Origin of the sequence: Alteromonas mediterranea DE (assembly GCF_000020585.3) — a bacterium.
Classification (GTDB): Bacteria; Pseudomonadota; Gammaproteobacteria; order Enterobacterales; family Alteromonadaceae; genus Alteromonas; species Alteromonas mediterranea.
In genome coordinates this window covers 2,912,746-2,935,540 of sequence record NC_011138.3, presented here as the reverse complement: position 1 = coordinate 2,935,540, position 22,795 = coordinate 2,912,746, and the positions used below count along the sequence as shown (strand labels likewise).

The 22,795-nt window shown below is 45.0% G+C and carries 17 protein-coding genes and 3 pseudogenes; 14 read left to right on the top strand and 6 right to left on the bottom strand.

From position 1 onward, the window contains the following. The first annotated feature begins 1 nt into the window (after position 1). From lon to MADE_RS13010, 3 genes are all read left to right on the top strand, one after another. Complete coding sequence (lon, locus tag MADE_RS13020; protein WP_020743944.1) at positions 2 to 2,353, top strand: endopeptidase La; 2,352 nt, start codon at positions 2 to 4, stop codon at positions 2,351 to 2,353. Between the two features lie 321 nt (positions 2,354 to 2,674). Further along, positions 2,675 to 2,947, top strand: coding sequence for a nucleoid-associated protein HU-beta (hupB, locus tag MADE_RS13015; RefSeq protein ID WP_012518978.1), 273 nt, complete (start codon positions 2,675 to 2,677; stop codon positions 2,945 to 2,947). Between the two features lie 310 nt (positions 2,948 to 3,257). Next, complete coding sequence (locus MADE_RS13010) at positions 3,258 to 5,150, top strand: SurA N-terminal domain-containing protein (protein ID WP_023559785.1); 1,893 nt, start codon at positions 3,258 to 3,260, stop codon at positions 5,148 to 5,150. 189 nt (positions 5,151 to 5,339) lie between these two features. Here MADE_RS13010 and MADE_RS20695 read toward each other — a convergent pair whose 3' ends face one another. Then, the gene (locus MADE_RS20695) at positions 5,340 to 5,510 is read right to left on the bottom strand and encodes a hypothetical protein (RefSeq protein WP_012518976.1); all 171 of its coding nucleotides are present in this window, start codon (positions 5,508 to 5,510) and stop codon (positions 5,340 to 5,342) included. A gap of 245 nt (positions 5,511 to 5,755) precedes the next feature. Here MADE_RS20695 and dapE point away from each other — a divergent pair, with 245 nt between their 5' ends. After that, positions 5,756 to 6,928 carry a succinyl-diaminopimelate desuccinylase gene (dapE, locus tag MADE_RS13000; RefSeq protein ID WP_012518580.1) on the top strand — a complete coding sequence of 391 codons (1,173 nt, stop codon included), beginning with the start codon at positions 5,756 to 5,758 and terminating at the stop codon, positions 6,926 to 6,928. Positions 6,929 to 7,057: 129 nt separating this feature from the next. On the opposite strand, the gene olsF is transcribed toward dapE, so the two are convergent. The 4 genes and pseudogenes from olsF to MADE_RS21220 all read right to left on the bottom strand — a co-directional run. Further along, positions 7,058 to 8,776, bottom strand: a complete 1,719-nt coding sequence (olsF, locus tag MADE_RS12995; protein ID WP_041912907.1) for a bifunctional ornithine lipid synthase OlsF — start codon at positions 8,774 to 8,776, stop codon at positions 7,058 to 7,060. A 169-nt stretch (positions 8,777 to 8,945) separates the two neighbouring features. Continuing rightward, positions 8,946 to 9,743 carry a UDP-2,3-diacylglucosamine diphosphatase gene (locus MADE_RS12990; RefSeq protein ID WP_012518582.1) on the bottom strand — a complete coding sequence of 266 codons (798 nt, stop codon included), beginning with the start codon at positions 9,741 to 9,743 and terminating at the stop codon, positions 8,946 to 8,948. 95 nt (positions 9,744 to 9,838) lie between these two features. Next, positions 9,839 to 9,964, bottom strand: a pseudogene (locus tag MADE_RS21125) (LysR family transcriptional regulator); the annotation flags it as partial. Further along, positions 9,956 to 10,072 (bottom strand): annotated as a pseudogene (locus tag MADE_RS21220) (helix-turn-helix domain-containing protein); the annotation flags it as partial. The pseudogenes MADE_RS21220 and MADE_RS21125, both read right to left, overlap by 9 nt. Positions 10,073 to 10,181: 109 nt before the next feature. Here MADE_RS21220 and MADE_RS12980 point away from each other — a divergent pair. The 4 genes and pseudogenes from MADE_RS12980 (at position 10,182) to MADE_RS12965 (ending at position 14,090) form a co-directional block, all read left to right on the top strand. Beyond that, the gene (locus tag MADE_RS12980) at positions 10,182 to 11,081 is read left to right on the top strand and encodes a bile acid:sodium symporter family protein (protein ID WP_023559784.1); all 900 of its coding nucleotides are present in this window, start codon (positions 10,182 to 10,184) and stop codon (positions 11,079 to 11,081) included. A gap of 99 nt (positions 11,082 to 11,180) precedes the next feature. Then, entirely contained in the window at positions 11,181 to 12,011 is an 831-nt protein-coding gene (locus MADE_RS12975; protein ID WP_012518481.1) for an SDR family oxidoreductase, read from the top strand. Positions 12,012 to 12,192: 181 nt separating this feature from the next. Then, positions 12,193 to 13,335 carry a phosphotransferase family protein gene (locus tag MADE_RS12970; protein ID WP_012518482.1) on the top strand — a complete coding sequence of 381 codons (1,143 nt, stop codon included), beginning with the start codon at positions 12,193 to 12,195 and terminating at the stop codon, positions 13,333 to 13,335. Then, positions 13,335 to 14,090, top strand: a pseudogene (locus MADE_RS12965) (SDR family oxidoreductase). The gene MADE_RS12970 and the pseudogene MADE_RS12965 overlap by 1 nt, the downstream one beginning before the upstream one ends. Before the next feature lie 183 nt (positions 14,091 to 14,273). Here the strand turns inward: MADE_RS12965 and rpsT are convergent. Then, positions 14,274 to 14,537: a 30S ribosomal protein S20 gene (gene rpsT / locus MADE_RS12960; protein WP_012518968.1), complete on the bottom strand. Its 264-nt coding sequence runs from the start codon at positions 14,535 to 14,537 to the stop codon at positions 14,274 to 14,276. A gap of 473 nt (positions 14,538 to 15,010) precedes the next feature. Between rpsT and murJ the strand changes: the two genes are divergently transcribed. From murJ to ispH, 6 genes are all read left to right on the top strand, one after another. After that, a complete protein-coding gene (gene murJ, locus MADE_RS12955) occupies positions 15,011 to 16,570 on the top strand; it encodes a murein biosynthesis integral membrane protein MurJ (RefSeq protein ID WP_020743938.1) in 1,560 nt (519 codons plus the stop codon). 109 nt (positions 16,571 to 16,679) lie between these two features. Continuing rightward, a complete protein-coding gene (gene ribF, locus MADE_RS12950) occupies positions 16,680 to 17,600 on the top strand; it encodes a bifunctional riboflavin kinase/FAD synthetase (protein WP_023559783.1) in 921 nt (306 codons plus the stop codon). Positions 17,601 to 17,836: 236 nt separating this feature from the next. After that, positions 17,837 to 20,656, top strand: a complete 2,820-nt coding sequence (gene ileS / locus MADE_RS12945) for an isoleucine--tRNA ligase (RefSeq protein WP_012517495.1) — start codon at positions 17,837 to 17,839, stop codon at positions 20,654 to 20,656. Continuing rightward, on the top strand, positions 20,649 to 21,197 hold the full coding sequence (gene lspA / locus MADE_RS12940; protein WP_012517496.1) for a signal peptidase II: 549 nt from the start codon (positions 20,649 to 20,651) through the stop codon (positions 21,195 to 21,197). Before ileS ends, lspA begins: the two co-directional genes overlap by 8 nt. A 14-nt stretch (positions 21,198 to 21,211) precedes the next feature. Next, a complete protein-coding gene (fkpB, locus tag MADE_RS12935) occupies positions 21,212 to 21,679 on the top strand; it encodes an FKBP-type peptidyl-prolyl cis-trans isomerase (RefSeq protein WP_012517497.1) in 468 nt (155 codons plus the stop codon). 2 nt (positions 21,680 to 21,681) lie between these two features. After that, entirely contained in the window at positions 21,682 to 22,626 is a 945-nt protein-coding gene (ispH, locus tag MADE_RS12930; protein WP_012517498.1) for a 4-hydroxy-3-methylbut-2-enyl diphosphate reductase, read from the top strand. Positions 22,627 to 22,795 lie beyond the last annotated feature (169 nt).

Here is a 22,795-nt window from a genome sequence, read left to right as displayed (position 1 = left end):
TATGACAGTTGAGCGTGAAAATCGCATTGAAATTCCTGTGCTTGCCTTGCGGGACGTAGTTGTTTACCCGCATATGGTCATACCCCTATTTGTTGGGCGTGAGAAATCAATCCGTTGCCTAGAAGCGGCGATGGATAATGACAAACAAATCTTCTTAGTAGCACAAAAAGATGCCGGCGTAGATGAGCCTGAAGCCGACGATATTTATACCGTAGGGACTATTGCTACTATTTTGCAGTTATTAAAGCTGCCTGACGGTACGGTTAAGGTACTGGTTGAAGGAAGCGTGCGTGGCGAAATAGAAAGCTATAAGCAGTCCGATCCTTTCTTTGTTGCTAATGTCGATAAGTTAGAAGACGAAGGCATTGATGAAAGCGAGCAAGAAGTGTTAATTCGCTCGGCGGTTTCGCAGTTTGAAGGCTACGTTAAGCTTAATAAGAAAATACCGCCAGAAGTACTGACTTCGCTTAATGGTATTGAAGATGCAGCGCGTTTAGCTGACACCATGGCAGCGCACATGCCGCTGAAACTTACCGAAAAACAAAAAGTGCTTGAGATGCAGGGCGTAAATGAGCGTTTAGAATACCTCATGGCACTGATGGAAGGTGAGATTGATTTGCTGCAGGTCGAAAAGAAAATTCGAACCCGCGTTAAGAAGCAAATGGAAAAAAGCCAGCGCGAATATTATTTGAATGAACAAATGAAGGCGATTCAAAAAGAACTCGGTGAGTTAGATGACGCGCCAGATGAGTTCGAAGCGCTGTCTAAAAAAATTACCGACGCGAAGATGCCAAAAGAAGCGGAAGACAAAGCGAAAGCAGAGCTTCAAAAGCTTAAGATGATGTCGCCCATGTCGGCGGAAGCTACCGTACTTCGTAGTTACATCGAATGGCTGACCAACGTGCCTTGGAACAAGCGTTCGCCGGTTAAGAAAGATCTTTCTCGTGCAGAAGGCGTGCTTAATGAAGATCACTACGGTCTTGAAAAGGTAAAAGAGCGTATTCTTGAATACCTCGCAGTTCAACAGCGTGTTAAAAAGCTTAAAGGCCCAATTCTGTGCCTTGTAGGTCCTCCAGGTGTAGGTAAAACCTCGTTAGGGCAATCTATTGCTAAAGCGACTGGACGCAAATATGTACGTATGGCCCTAGGTGGCGTGCGCGATGAAGCTGAGATTCGCGGTCATAGACGTACTTATATTGGCTCTTTGCCGGGTAAACTGGTGCAGAAAATGGCAAAGGTTGGCGTAAAAAATCCGCTGTTCTTGTTAGATGAAATCGACAAGATGTCTTCGGATATGCGCGGTGACCCAGCTTCGGCACTACTTGAAGTACTAGACCCTGAACAAAACAACAGTTTCAGCGATCACTACTTAGAAGTGGATTACGACTTGTCTGACGTTATGTTCGTCGCCACTTCAAATAGTATGAACATTCCTGGGCCGCTACTTGATCGTATGGAAGTGATTCGTCTCTCTGGTTACACCGAAGACGAGAAGCTAAACATTGCGAAGAACCACTTAATTGGTAAGCAAATGGAGCGTAACGGGCTTAAAGCAAAAGAGCTAGAAATTACTGACTCTGCTGTTATTGGTATGATTCGCTACTACACCCGAGAAGCAGGTGTGCGTAGTTTAGAACGCGAAGTGTCTAAAGTCTGTCGCAAGGCCGTGAAAGATATCTTGCTTAAGAAGAGCAAAGATAAAGTAGTTGTAACGCAAGACAATCTAAAAGATTACCTTGGTGTACAGCGTTTTGATTACGGAAAAGCGGACAAAGACAATCAAATCGGTCAGGTTACGGGTCTTGCATGGACTCAAGTGGGCGGTGACTTACTGACCATTGAAACAACATCGGTGCCTGGTAAGGGCAAAATGACCTCTACGGGGTCGTTAGGTGATGTGATGCAGGAGTCAATTAAGGCTGCTATGACAGTAGTACGAAGCCGTGCAGAAAAGCTTCGTATCAACGACGACTTCTACGAAAAGCGTGATATTCACGTTCACGTACCGGAGGGAGCAACGCCTAAAGATGGCCCGAGTGCGGGTATCGCCATGTGTACGGCTTTGGTTTCTTCGTTAACGGGTAATCCAGTGAAGTGCGATGTTGCCATGACCGGTGAGATTACGCTACGGGGTGAAGTGTTAGCCATAGGTGGCCTAAAAGAGAAATTACTTGCGGCCCATCGTGGTGGCATAAAAACCGTAGTAATTCCAAAAGACAATGAGCGAGATCTGGAAGAAATTCCAGATAATGTGAAGAAAGATTTATCAATTCACCCCGTTAAATGGATTGATGATGTTCTTGATATTGCACTTCAGGAACCCGTCGAAAGCTTCGAAGTGGTTAAAAAGTAACTCGTCATATTGGCTGCAAGCCTTTAATTTTAAAGGCGTGTAGCCATATTTTTTTATAAACTTGCAATAATTGACTAAAAAGTATGCATTGAGCGAAAGAAAAGCCCATTTTTTTAAAAATAGGGCTTTCAAGTCGCAAAAGTTGTGTTACCTTTAACTGGTATTCGCTTGAAGCCTTGCCACAAAAGGGATTGCAGCGATTCATATAAAAAGTTAATTATTTGTGACTGAAGCTTGATGTTAACAAACAAGCTTGCTATAACGTTCAAGCAAAATCGTTTTGGACAAACAGTATAATAACAATCGAAGGGGATCATAATTGTGAACAAGTCTCAACTTATCGACCAAATCGCTGCTGGTGCAGACATTTCTAAAGCAGCCGCTGGCCGCGCTCTTGACGCATTCACTGACTCAGTAACTGCTGCGCTTAAAGACGGCGACCAAGTAGCACTAGTAGGCTTTGGTACTTTCTCAGTTCGCGAACGTTCAGCTCGCAGTGGCCGCAACCCACAAACTGGTGAGACTATTCAGATTTCAGCAGCGAAAGTTCCATCTTTCAAAGCTGGTAAAGCACTGAAAGACGCTTGTAACTAAGCAAAAAAATTATAGAAAAAGGCGATGGCTAGTCCATCGCCTTTTTTATTTGTGAAACAAAGAATTGAATATTGGGGGCAGAGTCTTGTCACTGAGCCCATTATTAAACAGCAAATTTATATCTCAATGGCTTGCCAAGTTTTGTACTTGTTCTCGCGCCGTTGCGGTTAAACGAAAGACAGCATAAATAGTGCGTTTTGGCGTTTATATTCAGCGGCATTGGGTTATAATCAGCGCTTATTTTACTGGGTACCCGACAAAACGAAGGGTTACTGGTAACTGTAGTAAGCAACGGAGTTGAAGAACAATCATGCTAGAAAGAATCAGAGAAGGTTCTCAAGGCCCATGGGCGATGGCGATTATTGCGCTTATCGTTTTGAGTTTCGTATTCGCAGGTGTGGGTAGTTACCTTACATCAAATGGTACTACCGCAGTAGCCACCGTAAACGGCGAAGAGATTTCGGCACAAGAACTAGAGCGTGCATATCAAAATCAACGTGCACAAATGGAATCACAATACGGCGAAAGCATTGCGCAGCTTTTCTCTAGTGAACAGTACCTCGCGGATTTTAGAAAAAATGTGTTGGACAGACTTATCGCTGAAAAGCTTATTCAGCAACAAGCCACTAACATGGGATTGCGCGTAAGCGATGAGCAAATTCGCGAAACCATCGTTCAAATGCCAGAGTTTCAGTTTGGTGGTCAATTCGACAATGAACGCTTTCAAGCTATTCTTCGTCAAAATGGGTTCCAAGTAGCAGATTTCCGTGATTACCTTCGCACTCAAATGACACAGAATCAGCTGGCGGCTGCGCTAACTAATTCATCATTTGCGCTTGATGGTGAAGTTGAACAAGCCAATGCGCTTCAGCGCCAAACACGCAATGCCAAGTATGTGCTTGTAAGCTCAGATGAGTTTGCAGATTCTATTGAAGTGACAGACGCGGACATTGAAGCGTTTTATAACAATAACATCGCGTCGTTTGATACAGAGGAGCAGGTTAAACTTGCTTACGTTAAGCTTAGCGTAGAAGACCTTAAAGGCCGCGTTTCTGTAGATGAAGATTCAGTGCGTACGTATTACGATAACAACCTTGGGAGTTATGGTACCGAAGAGCAGCGCCGTGTTTCGCATATTCTTATAGAGGCAGGGGATGACACAGATGCAGCAAAAGCAAAAGCCGAATCGCTAAAAGCCGAGATTGATAGCGGTGCTGACTTTGCGGCGTTAGCAGAAGCGAACTCAGACGATACATTTTCTGCTGAAAATGGCGGTGACCTAGATTTTATAACGCCTGAAATGATGGACCCCGCGTTCGATGAAGCCGCATTTAGTTTAGAAAATGTCGGTGATGTGTCTGACGTCGTTGAAACCGAGTTCGGTTACCACATTATTAAGCTTACTGAAGTAAAAGAAGCGCAGGTGAAATCCTTCGATGAAGTTGCGGGCGAAATTCGCGATACACTTCTTTATGATGCCGCTATGGAAAAGTACTTTGAACTTCAAAATACGTTGGCGGAAATAGCGTTTGAGGTTCCCGATACGCTTGACGACGCGGCTAATGCAGTTGATTTACCTATTCAAGAGTCAGTGCTTTTCAGTCGAAATACTGCGCCTGCTGAATTAAGTTCTCCCGGGTTATTAGACGTTGCTTTCTCTTCAGAGCTTGTTGAAGAAGGACTTAATAGCGACATTATTGAGTTAGATGATGAGACCGTAGTAGTAGCACGTGTTGTCGAGCACCAGCCTCAGCGTACCCAGTCTCTAGATGAAGTGCGTGAAGGTATTGAAGCATCAGTGAAAGCTGAGAAATCGAAAGAAGCTGCTGAATCTTGGGCGTTTGATGTCGCGCAGAAAGTTCGTGCAGGCGAAAGCGTTGAAGATGAACTGGCAGCGAAATCGGTCGAGTGGGAAACGGCTGCTAACGTGCAACGAGCGGGCGGTACGCTAGCGCGTGCACTAGTAGACACACTGTTCTCATTAGCCCTTGAAGGGGATGATCAGGTTGACGTAGCGACTACCGTAAATGGCGACGTTGCTGTTGTTATGCTAGAAGGCGTAAACCCTGCGCCAGCGCTTGAAAGCGAGTTAGGTGAAAGCCTGAAGCAACGCTTAGCACAGGTGCAAGGACAGCGAGTTTATCAACAGTACATCGACGCACTACGCGCGAACGCTGAAGTAACAATCTCTGAAGCACTGTAAAGTCTTATCCCACACTTAACTAACGAGTGTGGATAACACCAAGAAACGTTAAAGGCCAGTATTGTTTAAGATACTGGCCTTTTTTATGGGCTTGGTGAAGCGCCTACGTGGTTGATGCTTTCAAGGCCCCGCGCGGTCATCTTGATAAAGGAGGAGGTTTCGCTTTTTCGATTACATTATGGCTTGTTGCTAATGGGTTAAAAATAGCATTAGGGTATAAAACGCTGCAATAACCCCCGATAGTACAAAGATATAGAGAAAACCTTGCTTGCCCTGTTCAAGGGTATAGTTTTTGGTTTGCAGGTAGCCAAACCAAAGTAGAGACAGAATTAGAGGTATTAAGACAATTATTTTTAACACGGCCGCGCCTTTTTTTACAGTGAAGGTCTATTTCAACTCTTCTATTTATAACAAGCTGTTGCACGTTAAACAAATACTAAAGCTTGTAGGGCTTTATACTTCAATGTTCAGCGCTAGTTACGCCTAAGTGATTGTGGTTGTATAGAAATTCAATCGTACCTGTCATTGCATCTTCTCAAAACTGTTATAAACGTGTCACCTTAAATTCGTCTAATAAACCCAAGTTTCATTTAGGTGATTTACGAATGTCTATTCAGCCTTCAATAACCGCTGCACCGGCCCGTAGCCTTCATTTTGCCGAAGTTTTGATGGCGAGAGAGTCCATAACGCCCGTTGACGCAGGGTGTCAAAGTTACCTCATGTATAAGCTTGAAAAGCTCGGGTTTGTCTGTGAGCGTCACACGATTAATGGTGTTAAAAACCTCATTGCCAAATGGGGGGGTGGCCCGTTACATTTCGCGTTTAGTGGTCATACTGATGTGGTACCGCCAGGCCCTCTTGAGAAATGGAAGTCGCCTCCCTTCAGCCCTGTTGTAAGCCAAAATAAATTATATGGCCGAGGGGCTGCGGATATGAAGACTGGAATTTCAGCCATGCTAGCAGCAACCGAACGGGCAATTGCTTCGCTAGATGAACGTGAGGTGACGTACTGGTGGCTTATCACCAGTGACGAAGAGGGAGAGGCTGAATGGGGCTCTAAATGGATAAACGAGTATTTGACCAAACGTAATGTTCAACTTGATATGTGCTTGGTCGGTGAGCCTTCGGCGACTACTCAAACCGGTGATACTATTAAAGTAGGGCGCAGAGGGTCGCTCTCAGGCACAATTACTGTTGCGGGTAAACAAGGTCACGTTGCATACCCCAAAACGGCTGTTAATGCTATCCACAAAGCCAGCAATATCGTTAATGCGCTCACCCACTATCCCTTCGAAGAGGGAAGTGATGACTTTCCAGGTACCACGCTTCAAATAACGCATATGGACACGGGAAGCTTTACCGATAATATCGTGCCTAGTGCGGTAAGAATAGAGTTTAACGTACGCTACTCATGGCAATACAACCAAGGTAGTTTGGCTGAATTACTTCGCCAAATCATCAGTTCGGTAGATATGTCTGCATTAGTTAGTTTTTCGAGGCCTTGCGAAGCCTATTTAAGTAAGCCACATAACAACGCCAAACGTTGTCTTATTACTAGCGTAGAAAAAGCTATTAAAGCGGCAACAGGGCGTTATCCCGTAATCAGTACTTCGGGTGGCACTTCTGACGGGCGATTCTACGCCAGCGAAAAAACGCAAGTTGTAGAGGTGGGGGTGCCGAATGCCACAATTCACCAGGTAAACGAACATATTCACCTGTCAGACTTACTCACTCTTGAAGATATCTACACTGATATCCTGCTTAGCTTAAGCAAATAAAAGCTAATAAAACTAAGCGCGGCTTGGCGTATTAGTTTTGAACTGCGGCATCAATAAAGCGTAAAAAGGAGCGGAATTAACCGCTCCTATCTTTTTATTCACTTTACTGTCACGCGCATGTCTATTGCATTAGGCTGACGCTTTTAATTGGATATCATTCAAATAGCGCTTGCGCTTTTTATCAGTTAAGGTCTGCATATCAACTACTACTAGGCCATCAATGCAATCGTTGAAATCCGGGTCAACGTTAAAGCCTAAAAACGCAACGCCGCCGTCCTTAGCTACTTCTGAGTACTGTTTATAAAGGGTAGGAACATTAACACCCATATTCGCCAATAGGTGTTTTAACTGTGTAAACTCAGCTTTATAGTCATGGCCGGTAAATTGGTGCAGCGCATCGTTAGCCATTTGATAAGGGCGTTTACAGGTCGCTTCACCAAACTTTGCAGGAAAATACGTGGAGTAAAATTGTACCAATAGGTCTTTAGCTGGTTCTGGATAGGCATTACTAAGTGACACTGCACCAAATAGATAACGATATTTGGGATAACGACTTAAAAATGCGCCAATACCAAACCACAAGTAATCTAAACTGCGTTTGCCCCAGTAGCGAGGCTGAACAAAGCTTCGCCCTAATTCTAAGCCTTCCTTAAAAAGTTTATCGTTATTTTTGCTGTAATTAAATAGGGTGGCCGAGTACAAGCCGGTAGGGTGGTCTGGGGCGGTCAGTAGTTCTGCATCCCCGAAGCGATAGGCACCAACAATTTCTAAATCACTCTCATCCCAAAGTACTAAATGATAGTAGTGAGAGTCATAATGATCGATGTCTCTGCGCTTATTTGTGCCTTCGCCGACGGCTCTGAACGCGACTTCTCGTAAGCGACCAATTTCTCGCATAATTGGTGAGCAGCTTTTATGTTGATACAAGTAAATAGATTTACCGTCCCCCGTGGTACCTAGGTGCTCACATTCACGTATTGCACGTGAAAGTTCTTTTCTATCTTCAGGCATAGCGATTGATGCTTGTGTTTCGAAAACGCCTTTTTTGTTGCTGCCAATACGGTACAAGTGACGTTTAAAAAGCTTCACTTGCTCTTTTAGCGGGATGTTTGTTTGTTGATAAGACTCGAAAGGAATGAGCTCTCCAATACGCATAGGCAGGTGCTTTTTGCGTTGCTTAAACATCTCTTTGACCAAGAGTGCGGTAGCAAGGGGTTTATATACCATAGACACCCCATAAAAAAGGTGGCTGTTTTTGGCATCAATATAAACCGGTAAAACCGGCGCTTTGGCTTGCCTTGCTATACGTAAAAAACCTGTGTGCCAGCGTGTATCGCGCACGCCCTGGGGTCGCAGCCGCGAGACTTCACCAGCTGGAAAAATAAGTATGGCACCATCGCCGTTTAAATGAGCCTGAATAGCCGATAAGTGCTGTTTGGGTGTGCCCCCTTGCATATTGTTCACTGGCAATAGCATGTCGTGCAGCGGTTCAATGGCCATCAGCATTTCATTTGCCACAACTTTTAAATCGTGACGTACTTCACTTACAAGCTTTATCAACGCCAACGCATCGAGAGAGCCTATCGGGTGATTAGCAATAATAACCACGCGCCCTTCACTCGGAATCCGTTCTTTTTCCACGTCGCGAGTCGAATAGCTGATATTAAAGTACTCGAGAACCTGCTCCACAAAATCAATATCTTCATAATGAGGGTAGGTCTCACCGAACTCCGTAATTTCACGCTCATGGAGCAAGTGTCTCAATACGAAAGATAGCGATTTAAAAAGAATGGGGTTGTTCGCTACCTGAGGGTAATGCTTGTTCAGTACTTCATTTACAGTAAACATAGAACCTTTTTCTCTTTCGGTTTTGGCGAACAATAGCAATACAATGTGACGCTTTTTACACAGTTTAATGGCAGTTATTTGACAGTGTTAATAAATTGTAATTGCGTCACCAGCCCCTGTTTTCTTTTGCGCCAGTATTCAAGCTAACAATGCGGTAAACACTGCTCTGCTATGCCGCTTTAGACGAAGAGTCTTTTACTGTGATCGACGTGACGCTGGCTGACTCGACAACCTCAAGGTAATGAATTAGTGAAAGCTCGCCGTTTTCGTCTTCCGCTAATGCACTGCAGTTCTCAACCCAGTCGCCATCATTGATGTAATGAATACCATTTTCCATTGTGCTTTCAGGGTGATGGATATGGCCGCACACAACGCCATCAAGCCCCATTTCATCGGCGCGTTTACAGCAGGCTTCACGATATCGAGCAATGGCTTCATTTGCGCCTTTAATGTGTTTTTTAATATAGCCAGCCAAAGACCAATACTCTCGTTTTCGCCAAGCTCTAAAACGGTTAAATTCACGATTTAAAAACAGCAGAAGGTCGTAGCCTTTATCGCCAATCCACGCGTGAAATCTACCCATGGTAACGTCGCCATCGAACTGATCGCCGTGTAAAACCAAGTAGCGTTTTCCTTGCGCTGTGGTGTGCACCAGCTCTCGTTCTATTTCAATATCACCAAAGGCCATGCCTGAGTAAGACTGAATTGGTTCATCATGATTGCCAGGTAAATACACTACGCGTGTACCTTGCTGGCTCATTTGCATCAATTTGTGCATGACTTGATTGTGCGCCTTTGGCCAGCGAAATTGTTTCGTCATTTGCCACATATCGACAATGTCGCCCACCAAATACAATGTATCTACCGTGATGCTATTTAGAAAGGAAAGTAAGTACTCAGCTTTACAGTCGCGATTTCCCAAATGGATGTCTGAAAGCCAAAGCGTGCGATAGTGTGTTTTTTTCATAGCGGTTTCCCAAAGCGATGCCTTGGACCGACACTATAGGTCCGCAAATTGACACTACCGTGACGCTTGCTTGACCATTGTGTTACAGAGCAGGGCTACAACCCCATCCTGTTTGCCACTTCTAGAAGCTTTTCTCGCATCCATAAATTCACCAAATCGTCATCGGCGTGTTTGTGCCAATACAAATGCACGGGGAGGGGAGACACTTCAAATGCAAGGCTTATTGCGGGCTGAGTATTATGTAGTGCAGTGGTGGCTTTGGTAATGCTGTCGTGATCATAGACTGCACGTAGCACAACGAACAAATTGAGATCTAGTTTTCCATGCATAATATTTATGGGTTTCCATAATAAGGCATCATTTTTATTTATTATTAAGCAGCGTACACTGGCTCAAATGTTGTTAATATGTTAGGTTTCTTTTGTAAGGGGCGTGTGCATGCAGGCATCTGTACTTACCGAGGTGTTGTTACCTCTAGCGTTGGCATTTGTGATGTTTGGCATGGGGCTAACCCTAACCCTTGCTGACTTTGCCCGATTGATTAAAGCGCCTAAGGCGGTCGTAACCGGCTTTATAGGTCAAATTATCTTGTTGCCTTTGCTAGCTTTAGGTTTATGTATTGCGTTTGGAGTGCCCGACTATATTGCTGTTGGCGTAATGGTTTTAGCTGCGTGTCCTGGCGGTACCACCAGTAATTTAATCAGCCATATTGCAAAAGCCAACCTAGCCCTTTCAGTTAGCCTAACCGCAATTTCAACCATTGCTTGCGTGTTCACCACGCCATTTATTATTCAATTTACTATCGATTACTTTGTAAAAGAAAATGCCCCCGAGTTTTCTATATTTCAAACCGTGACTGGCCTGGTTGGCGTTTCAATCTTACCGGTTATTATTGGAATGACAATTCGTCGCTTTAATACGCCGTTTGCAATGAAGACTGAGAACTTCTTTCGACAGTTTTCCATGTACTTTATGTTGCTCATGATCGTTGGCGTATTGCTTTCTGAAAGACATAGCTTAGCGTCGTCGCTTGAAAGCGCGTTTTTGGTTTGCGTAACGCTTAATCTTNCTTCGGTGTTGCTAGGGCTTTTATTAGCTAAGTCATCAAAACTGGTGTTCAAAGACTCACTTACCTTGGCAATTGAGATAGGAGTTCAAAATGCTGCCCTTGCTATGCTGATATGCATAACCTTTTTAGATGCGCCTGACTATGCAATTGCGCCAGGCGTTTATGGTATCGCTATGTATATTGGCCCCGCCTTATTAGCCGTGTGGGCAAAGCGAACAATGCGAAACGGTCAAGAATTAGGAGCTTTACACAAGACAGAGTCGGTATGACTGGACTGATAAGGCGCTCTGTTTACATGCGCCAAGTACAGTGAAAAAAAAGAACAACTGAATAAGAATAATGAAACCAGAACAAGTAGGAAACATACCATGCGCGTATTGATTACCGGTGGCGCCACCGGCTTAGGCCAGGCCATTGCTTTTAAGTGGGCGGAAAAGTGGAAAGGTAAAGAAGGGGGTATAGAAATTTGCATTGCTGACATCAATCAAGAAAGGGGCGATGAAACAGTAAATACGCTTACTACACAAGGTGCAAAAGCCTTCTATGTGTATTGTGATATCACCTCTGATAGTGATGTTGAGACGCTGGCTCAAACTATTGAAGCGCGCTGGGGCGGCATTGACACTGTGTTTAATAATGCTGGCGTTGCTACTGGCGGTAGCCTCTTAGATGAAACCATAGACCAGTGGCAATGGGTTTTCGATATTAACGTACTCGGTATGGTAAGAGTAAGTCGTGCACTCTTACCGATAATGCGCAAACAAGGCGGTGGCTACTTTATTAATATCGCATCGCAAGCGGGGTTAACGCCTATTCCTTACATGGGAAGTTACAACGCGGTGAAAGCCGCTGTGGTATCGTTTTCAGAAACCATGAAGTTGGAGCTAGCCCCCGACAATATTAATGTTAGTGTGGTTTGTCCCAGCTTCTTTAAAACGAATCTCGATGAGTCGATGCGAAGCAATAATCTGGCCTCGCACAAGATGATCAATAAGTTTTTTGCCAAGGCTGATATGACGAAGGAAGACGTAGCCGAGTCCATTTACCAACAAGTTAGTAAAAAGCAGTTCCTAATTCTTACTCACAAATTAGGTAAACGCGCTTTCCTGCTGAAAAAGCTGTTACCCACCCAGCGTTATATAAGCAATATGCTCAATCAAACCAAGACGATGAAACGGTCAATGGAAAAGCAGAACTAATTTTTAAATTAACATCTTTTTGCCCTACACACTATCGCCGAACTCTTTGGGCATGCTCATTTGAACTTGCGCAAAAACAGGGTAAAAGCAGAAGCCGGTTCTTATAAGGCTTTTAAATAGGCGCTTAAATAGCTTCGTTGGGAATAAGTGTTTTAAAATATAATTAAAAGAAGAATGACATATGCAACAACACGTCGTAGATAAAGCAGACAGCGTGCGCGAGGGCGAAGAACTAGACGTCAGTGCCGTACACAGCTGGCTTAAAGATAATATTAGCGCAACCGATCCATCGTTGTCTGTCGCTATTCGAAGTAGCAATACTCTGCCTAAAGTAACCCAGTATTCCGGTGGCGCTTCCAATTGGACATACTGCTTAGACTACCAAGGTGACAACCAAGAGAGTAGCCAAGACAATTACCAACAATTCTCGCTAATCTTGCGCAGGGCTCCGGCGGGTACAAAGGCGAAAGGGGCTCACGATATGGGCCGGGAATACCGGTTGCAGCATGCGCTAAAACCCGTCTACCGTTATGTGCCAGAGATGCTTGGGCTTTGTGAAGATGAAAGCATATTAGGCACTGAGTTCTACGTAATGGAAAAGTTTACTGGCGTGATTCCCAGAAAGAACTTACCCAGAGGTTTAGAGACAACAGATCAGCAAACCAAGCAGCTTTGCACTAATGTACTTGATAGTTTAATTGAACTTCATAAAGTTGATTATAAAAAAGCGGGGCTTGAGCACTTGGGGAAAGGTGCAGGGTACATAGAGCGTCAAATAAGCGGATGGAGCGAGCGCTATAGTAAAGCAAAAACCTGGAATGTACCCTCGGGTAAAAAGATTATGCGTTGGCTAGAGAACAACATGCCTGACCAAGAACGCATATGTATTACTCACAACGATTTCCGGTTCGATAATGTGGTGTTAAAGCCTGATAACTATACACAAATTATGGGCGTGTTGGATTGGGAGCTAGCAACCTTGGGCGACCCACTTATGGACTTGGGTAACACCCTGGCCTATTGGGTACAAGCCGACGACGACTTTTTAGCCCAGTCTACCCGTAGGCAGCCCACGCATTTACCCGGCATGCTAAGTCGTAAGCAAGTGGTGGCGTATTATTGTAAAGAAATGGAGATAGATGTAGATGATTTTACCTTTTATGAGGTTTACGGGCTTTTCCGCCTAGCCGGCATTGCCCAGCAAATTTACTATCGCTATCACCACAAGCAAACCAATAATCCAGCTTTTAAAAATTTTTGGATCTTCATTCATTACTTAATGCGGCGTTGTAATAAGGCCATTAAAGCATCAGGAAAACGATAATGACAACAAGACGCAATATTCTGATCACGGGCGCGAGTTCCGGCTTAGGCAAGGGAATGGCGATTGAGTTTGCCAAACAAGGATGTAACTTAGCGCTATGCGCAAGACGCTTTGAGAACTTAGAAAAACTGAAAGAAGAATTACTTTCAGTTAACCCAAACATTGACGTGTATATTCGCTCGCTTGATGTAAATGATCACGATGCGGTTTTTGAAGTGTTCGACGCATTCAAAGCAGACATGGGAACACTCGATAGAGTCATCGTGAATGCAGGGATGGGGAAGGGAGCCTCAATTGGTACAGGGTATTTTAACGCCAATAAGCAAACCGCGGTAACTAACTTTGTGTCGGCGCTCGCGCAATGCGAGGCGGCTATGGCCATCTTTAGAGCACAAAATAGTGGTCATCTAGTAACGATTTCATCTATAAGCGCTGTCCGCGGGNTTTAGACGTGCTATGACCGTTTACGCANGCTACAAANGGCAGGACTAACGTCTATGACTGAAGGTATTCGAATGGATGTAATGAATACGCCGATTAACGTCACCTGCATTCATCCTGGCTTTATTCGCAGCGAAATAAATGAAAAAGTTGAAAAGGTGCCGTTTATTGTTGATACCGATGTGGGCTGTCGCGCTATGGTCAATGCAATTAATAAAGAGAAGGCGAACGCTTTTGTGCCAAGCTGGCCTTGGGCAATTCTTCACTGGATCATGCGTATCGCTCCGGCAAGCTCAATAAGGAAGATGAGCTGATAGCGTATAGCTTAAAGTGCGAACACAGCGGAAAGACCTTTTACCTTGTGGTAGAGCTCGCCTAATGGCGGGCTTTATACTTGTAAGTCTAAAGTTTATTCTAAAACAATAAATAAACCTTTATTTGATTACAGGTACAAAAAAAGCGCCGTAGGGCGCTTTTTTAACTACTAATCTTTAAGATTAGCCTAGTGCTTTGATTTGTGCAGCTAGACGGCTCTTATGACGAGCAGCTTTGTTCTTGTGAATCAAGCCTTTAGTAGCCATTCTGTCAAGTACTGGAGTAGCAGCAGAAAGTGCAGCTTGTGCAGCTTCTTTGTCACCGCTAGCAATTGCAGCGATTACTTTCTTGATGCTTGTACGAGTCATCGAACGACGGCTAGCGTTATGCTGGCGACGCTTTTCGGCTTGGATTGCACGCTTCTTAGCAGACTTAATGTTAGCCAAGGTGTAACTCCCAAAATAAATTCATGTCAAAAACGAGGGTGCGGATTGTGCCTATCAAACGCCCAAATGTCAAACGGTTTAAAACTTAAATCGTTTCGCGTTAAAACGCGCAAGCTATTGAACACAAAGTATGCTCAACACGTTGCACATTCTTTGCGACATTTTACAGGTATATCTTAATAGATATCCTTTGCAAACATTAAAAACGTTAGATATGCAGTTATACAGCACCCCATATCGGGCGCGGATTATAGCAAGAAACTTCACAAAGATGCACAACTATTTTGAATAAATCGTTTCACCAGTCATGGCCTTTCGCTATTATGGCTCGCTTAATAGAGGCGTTAGACCTCGTTCCCTTTGGTCTGCTCGGTAGCAGCGTCCTAGGGGCGGGGTAGCAGGGCAATACTTTTACAGCGATGGCTTTTGCAAAAAAAATGCCTTGTCTTTTATCTATCTAGTGGAAATGTGGCGTGTCACGGAAGTTAATTAAATCAGGTCTTATAGTTAGCGTTATGACCTTGGTCTCTCGCGTGTTAGGTTTAGTGCGCGACGTTGTCGTTGCTCGCTTAATGGGCGATGGGGCAGCAGCAGACGTATTTTTCTTTGCCAATAAAATCCCCAATTTTCTGCGTCGTCTTTTCGCTGAAGGCGCATTTGCACAAGCGTTTATTCCGGTATTAACCGAGGTTCACGAAAACGACGATAAAAAACAGCTTCGCGAATTCGTGGCTAAAATAAGTGGCACTTTGGGCGCTATTGTATTCGTGGTGTCTATTATAGGTGTTATTGCCTCGCCCGTCCTTGCGGCCCTGTTCGGCACAGGGTGGTTTGTGGCGTGGCTTGAGGGTGACGCGGGAGGGGATAAGTTTGTCTTGGCCTCGACCATGCTGAAAATTACCTTTCCTTATTTAGCGTTTATCTCACTAACCGGACTGGCCGGGGCAATTTTAAATACACTGAATAAATTTGCCGTTGCCGCCTTTACGCCAGTTCTCCTTAACGTATGTATTATCACCAGCGCAATACTGTTAGCGCCTACTTTAGAACAGCCTGCTTACGCCTTAGCGTGGGGGGTATTTATCGGTGGTATCGTGCAGTTCCTTTTTCAACTTCCGTTTTTATTTAAAGCGGGGCTTTTGGTAAAGCCCAAATGGGGCTGGCATGATGAAAATGTTGTAAAGGTACGCACGTTAATGATCCCAGCGCTATTTGGCGTGTCGGTTGGTCAAATCAATTTATTATTTGATACCTTTATTGCCAGCTTTCTTGTTACGGGGTCCATAAGCTGGTTGTACTATTCAGACCGGCTACTAGAGTTTCCATTAGGCTTGTTTGGTATTGCCATTGCAACGGTAATCCTACCAACGTTGTCGCGAAACCATGTAAGCAAAAACCCCAAAGCTTTCGCAGCCAATATTGATTGGGCATTTCGTATGGTGTGCCTATTAGGCATACCGGCAGCTGTAGGCTTAGGCGTAATGGCACGCCCTATTTTAACGGTTATTTTTCAGCGTGGTGCATTCACTGCAGAGACTGCCATCATGGCGTCCTATTCGCTAACGGCTTACTCTTTTGGTTTACTTAGCTTCATGTTGGTAAAAGTCTTAGCGCCTGGTTTTTACTCCCGTCAAGACACCAAAACACCGGTAAAATTTGGCATTTGGTGCATGGTAGCGAATATGGTGTTCAATGTGGTTTTGGCCATACCTTTTGGATACGTAGGCTTGGCTATCGCTACCAGTATGTCGGCTACACTCAATGCTGTACTGCTTTACATTACGTTACATCGCCAAGGGGTGTTTGCGCTAAGTCGCACGTCGGTGTTATTTATAGCACGCGTTATTGTTGCAAGCACCGCGATGGGGGCGCTTATTTATTACAGAGACCAAGGCTTAGCCTTCTTTGATTTATCCCTTTCTGCACAAATGGTAGAGGTAGGGATAACCATTGGACTCTCGGTGTTGTTGTTTATGATAACGATGGTGGGGCTGGGGATGCGCCCGCGGCACTTTAGGAGTGGCGGGGAATAGCCCTTCAAGCTGGCCGCGCGAATAGCGCGCGCGTGCTTGGTATTGTGCTCGGGGTCGGCTATAATCGCGAGCTTTGATTTTCTAGCAGTTAAAAAGGTAGTGGCTAACAGTGGAATTTATCCGCGGGCTNNACAATGTAAAACCGCATCACAAAGGGTGCGTGCTCACTATTGGCAAGTTCGACGGCGTACACCGTGGTCATCAAGCTGTACTGGCCAATGTGCTTGAAAAGGCAAAGTCGCTTTCGCTTCCTGCCACCGTTATGGTGTTTGAACCACAGCCTGAAGAAGTGTTCATGCCTGATAAAGCGCCCGCGCGCATCAGTCCACTTCGTGAAAAATATGAATTATTGCGACAGCAGGGCGTGGATAGGCTACTGGCGGTTCGATTTAACGCTCAGTTTGCTCAACAAAGTGCGGACACCTTTGTTCACGATTTGCTGGTGGACAAACTGGGCGTAAAATTTTTAGTTGTAGGTGACGATTTCCGCTTTGGGCATGGTCGCAAAGGCGACTTTAAAATGCTTCAAGCTGCTGGCGAACAATACGGTTTCGACGTTGTGAGTACCCATAGCTTTACCATGCATGCTCACCGTATAAGCTCGACAGCGGTGCGCGAGGCGCTCGCTGACGGCGACTTTGGGCTGGCAACAGAAATGTTAGGCCGCCCCTTTGCTATTCATGGCAGGGTAGTTCACGGCGAGAAAAAGGGTCGTACTATTGGGTTTCCAACGGCTAATGTAATGTTAAAGCGTCAAAAAACGCCAATTCACGGAGTATTCGCGGTGCGCGTTGATGTGGATGGAAAACACTTTAATGGGGTTGCCAACATTGGCACTCGCCCGACGCTAAACGGTGTCAGAAATCAGCTGGAAGTACATATTTTCGATTTGTCATCTGACTTATATGGAAAACCAATTACTGTCTTTCCGATGGCAAAAATTAGAGATGAAATTAAATTTGCTTCGTTTGAGGCATTAAAAGACCAAATTCAAGCAGATGCGGCGAAAGCCCGTCTGTTATTAGCATAGTTAAACGTGATAAAGTCGCAGACCGTAATGGCGCGTATTGGGTTCATTTTTCAAACAGAGCTTCGTCTCTTATTGAAGTAGCCGCTCAACATCATCACTGTGCTAAAACACGTTAAGTTGCTCTTGCCTCTGCCAGAACAACGCAATATTGCAAATAAACATCGCAAAATGAATATCGCCTTTACAATGCGCTACCGCATTGGGTGAAAACTAAGGTAACCGGATAATACAATTTTATGAGTGATTACAAAGCCACACTGAACCTCCCAGAAACTGCGTTTCCGATGCGCGGTAACCTTGCTCAGCGCGAGCCGAAAATGCTTAAAGACTGGCAGGAAAAAGGGGTATACAGCAAAATTCGTGAAGCGAAAAAAGGCAAAAAGCCATTTATTCTTCACGATGGTCCTCCTTATGCTAATGGCGATATTCACATTGGTCACGCGGTTAACAAAATTCTTAAAGACATTATTGTAAAGTCGAAAAACCTTTCCGACTTCGATTCTCCGTACGTTCCAGGGTGGGACTGTCACGGTCTGCCAATCGAATTGATGGTAGAAAAGAAAGTAGGTAAGCCAGGTAAGAAAGTTACTGCGGCTGAATTTCGCCAAAAGTGTCGCGAATATGCACAAAAGCAAATTGACGGTCAAATGGCTGACTTCAAACGCTTAGGCGTATTTGGTGAGTGGGATAACCCTTACAAAACCATGGACTTCAAGTCTGAAGCCGATATTATTCGAGCGCTAGGTAAAATTGTTGACTCTGGTCACTTAGAGAAAGGCTTTAAGCCAGTACATTGGTGTACTGATTGCGGCTCTGCACTTGCTGAGGCAGAAGTTGAATACAAAGATAAAGTATCACCGGCAATCGACGTTAAGTTCCCAGTGGCTGATGTGGCGGCTATTGCAGAAGCGTTTGGCGTGTCTGAAGCTGATTTAACCGCTCACAAAGCTGGCGTTGTTATTTGGACTACCACGCCGTGGACGCTACCTGCAAACCGTGCAATTAGCTTACACCCTGAACTTACCTACGCAATTGTTGAAGTGCAGCCATCAAACGAATGGTTGGTAGTAGCGCAAGACCTGCTTGAAAGTTGTATGAACCGTTACGGCGTAGAAGATTTCCGTGAAGTGGCAACCTGTACCGGTGAAGCACTTGATAAGCTTAAAGTTAATCACCCGTTCTTAGACCTTGAAGTACCACTGATTCTAGGCGACCACGTCACCACTGAATCAGGTACTGGCTGTGTACACACCGCACCTGCCCACGGTGTTGACGACTTCAACGTTGGCAAGCAATACGATATCGAAGTTTATAATCCGGTAGGTAACAATGGTGTGTACCTTGAAAACACCCCGTTATTCGCAGGCAAGTTTGTATTTAAAGCTAACGATGAAATTATTGAGACGGTGAAAGAAAAGGGTAACCTTGTATTAAACGTAAAATACGAGCACAGCTACCCACACTGCTGGCGCCACAAAACGCCTATTATTTTCCGCGCTACCCCTCAGTGGTTTATCAGCATGGACAAGAAAGGGCTACGCGCTGAATCTCTTGAACAAATCAAACAAACGAAATGGATCCCAGACTGGGGCCAAAACCGCATTGAAAAAATGGTCGAAGGTCGTCCTGATTGGTGTATTTCACGCCAACGTACGTGGGGTGTCCCCATTCCTTTGTACGTTCATAAACTTACCGGCGAAATTCACCCAGAGTCTTCAGCGTTAATGGAAAAAGTGGCGCTTGAAGTAGAATCTAAAGGTATTCAAGCGTGGTGGGATTTAGATGACGCCGAGCTACTAGGCAGTGATTTAGATAACTACGACAAAGTTACCGACACCTTAGATGTGTGGTTTGACTCAGGCGTAACACACTACTTTGTCGTAGACCGCCGCGATGACATTCCGGCTTCTGCTGACTTATACCTTGAAGGTTCAGACCAACACCGTGGCTGGTTCATGTCATCATTGATGTCGTCAACCGCCATGCACGGTCACGCGCCATATAAAGAAGTGTTAACCCACGGCTTTACGGTAGATGCGCACGGCAGAAAAATGTCGAAATCGGTAGGTAACGTTGTAGCCCCTCAGGAAGTTACCAACAAACTAGGTGCTGATATTCTTCGTTTATGGGTTGCGTCGACTGATTACCGCGGTGAAATAGCGGTATCGGATGAAATTCTAAAGCGGGCCGCAGATGCGTATCGCCGTGTACGCAACACGTCACGATTCCTTCTTGCAAACCTCAATGGCTTCAACGTTGAAGATGCGGTAGCAGAAAACGAGATGGTAGCACTGGATCGCTGGATTGTTGCCCGTGCCAAGGCGCTACAAGAAGAGCTGATTGAAGCATACGAAAAGTACGATTTGCTCGTTGTGTCGCAAAAGCTTATGCACTTCTGCTCAATTGAGCTGGGCTCATTCTATTTAGACGTTATTAAAGATCGTCAATACACCGCTAAAGCTGATGGTCTTGCACGGCGCTCTTGTCAAACGGCGATGTACCATATTGTTGAAGCGCTTGTTCGCTGGATGGCGCCGGTAATGAGCTTCACTGCACAGGAAATCTGGGAAACGTTACCGGGTGAGCGCAGCGAGTTTGTGTTTACTGAAACCTGGTATGAAGGTCTTAACGGTTTCACCCAAAGTGAGACATTTAACGATAACCTTTGGCATCAAGTACTAAGCGTAAAAGACGCGGCAAACCAGGCGATGGAACAGGCACGTAAAGATGGTGAGCTAGGTGGCTCTCTGGAAGCGAGTATTGAGCTCTATGCAACAGAGTCGCTACACGACGTATTGAACAAACTAGAAGACGAGCTTCGCTTTGTGCTTATTACATCAGGCGTAACGCTGACTAAAGTAGATAGCGCGCCAATTGGTGCTAAAGCGACAAGCGTCGACGGTTTGTGGTTAACTGTAAATAAGGCAAACGGCGAAAAATGCGTACGTTGCTGGCATCATCGCGAAGATGTTGGTTCACACGAAGGACACGAAGAACTGTGTGGCCGCTGTGTGACGAACATTGATGGTGACGGGGAAACGCGTCATTATGCTTAAGCTTTTTCGCGAAACTGGATTGCGATTTCTATGGATAAGCGCGTTAGCGTTTATCCTAGACCAATGGAGCAAATATACGGTCATCGACACTATGTCGCTTTATCAGTCGATTCAAGTGTTACCGTTTTTTAACTTCACGTATGTTCATAACTACGGTGCCGCATTTAGCTTTCTAGAAAATGCGGGTGGCTGGCAGCGTTGGTTCTTCACTGCCATTGCTGTTGTGGTAAGTGTAGTGATTTTGTGGTGGCTTAAGCAGTCACCTCGCTCGCAAAAAATGCTGCCGGTTGCCTTTGCCTTTATTTTAGGTGGAGCACTAGGTAACGTTTACGACCGTCTAGTTCATGGCTATGTCATCGACTTTTTAGATTTCTACGTAAATAATTACCACTGGCCAGCATTTAACATTGCCGACAGCGCAATATTTATAGGCGCGGCTTTACTTATTATCGACATGTTTAAAAATGGCGACAAGAAAAGTGAAGAAAACGGTGCGGAGTCAAAAGCAGGCTCTGCAAATAGTAGCGAAACCATTAAGTAGTATTTGGATAGGTTATGACAGACTCATTAGTAATTGGCGCTGACAGCGAAGTCATTCTTCACTTTGATTTGAAGCTAGAAGATGGTTCTGCCGCTGATAGTACGCGCGTAAACAATAAACCCGCCAAAATGGTGATGGGTGACGGTAGCCTAACGCCAAATTTTGAGGCGTGTCTACTTGGTCTTGCGAAAGGCGACAAAAAGGCTTTCACGTTAGGCCCTCAAGACGCGTTTGGTCAACCCGATCCTAATAATATTCACTACATGGATAGAAGTCGTTTTGGCGCTGATTTAAACGTTGAGGAAGGTATGATTTTAGCTTTTTCTCAGCCTGATGGCACCGAAATTCCAGGTATCATTCGAAGTGCAGCGGGCGACTCTGTAACGGTTGATTTTAACCACCCGTTAGCGGGCCAAACCGTTATTTTTGATGTTGAAATTATTGATGTTAAACCTGGCGCTTCAGCTCAAGGTGGAAACTAGTTATGCAGATACATTTAGCTAACCCTCGTGGTTTCTGTGCGGGCGTAGACAGAGCTATCACTATTGTAGAACGGGCGCTTGAAATGTTTGAGCCGCCCATCTATGTGCGCCACGAAGTTGTGCACAATAAATTCGTAGTAGACGGATTACGTGAGCGCGGCGCGCTGTTTGTGGATGAGCTTCATGAAGTGCCAGACGATAGCATTGTGATTTTCTCTGCCCACGGCGTGTCGCAAGCGGTTAGAAAGGAAGCGGAAAATCGCGGCCTTAAGGTGTTTGACGCAACCTGTCCATTAGTCACAAAAGTGCATATGGAAGTAACCCGCGCTAGTAAAACAGGTACTGAATGTATCTTAATTGGTCACGCCGGTCACCCCGAAGTAGAGGGGACTATGGGCCAATACAGTAATGACGAAGGCGGTATTTATTTAGTAGAGTCTGAGGCTGATGTGGCAACATTGGAAGTTAAAGACCCAACGAACCTTTATTATTGCAGCCAAACTACGTTATCTGTTGATGATACTGCCGATGTTATCGACGCCCTTCGCGCTAAGTTTCCAAAAATCAATGGCCCGAGAAAAGATGATATTTGCTATGCCACGCAGAATCGCCAAGACGCGGTGCGCGATTTAGCGCAAGACTGTCAGGTACTGTTAGTGGTTGGCGCACAGAACAGCTCTAATTCCAACCGCCTTCGAGAGTTAGCGGAAAAAATTGGTGCGAAGGCTTACTTAATCGCTGATGCCGACTGTATACAGCAAGAGTGGCTAGAAGGTATTGAACATATTGGCGTTACCGCTGGCGCATCTGCCCCCGAAGTATTGGTGCAGGGTGTGGTAAACAAGCTTAAAGCGTGGGGGGCTGTTTCAGCTTCTGAGCGTTCAGGGCGTGAAGAAAACGTAGAGTTTGCTGTACCGAAAGAATTAAGGGTTAAACAAGTAGTCTGATACCCCATAAAGCCTATTTGAACTTAAAAAAACACCGCACTTCGTTGCGGTGTTTTTTTATGCTTTTGTCTACTGGTATTTCAATCACTTGCGGATAGATAATAATACCTTAGGTATTATCATAAGTGACTAAAACGTAACGTAGATGGCGTTTTCCGTGATGAGCCTG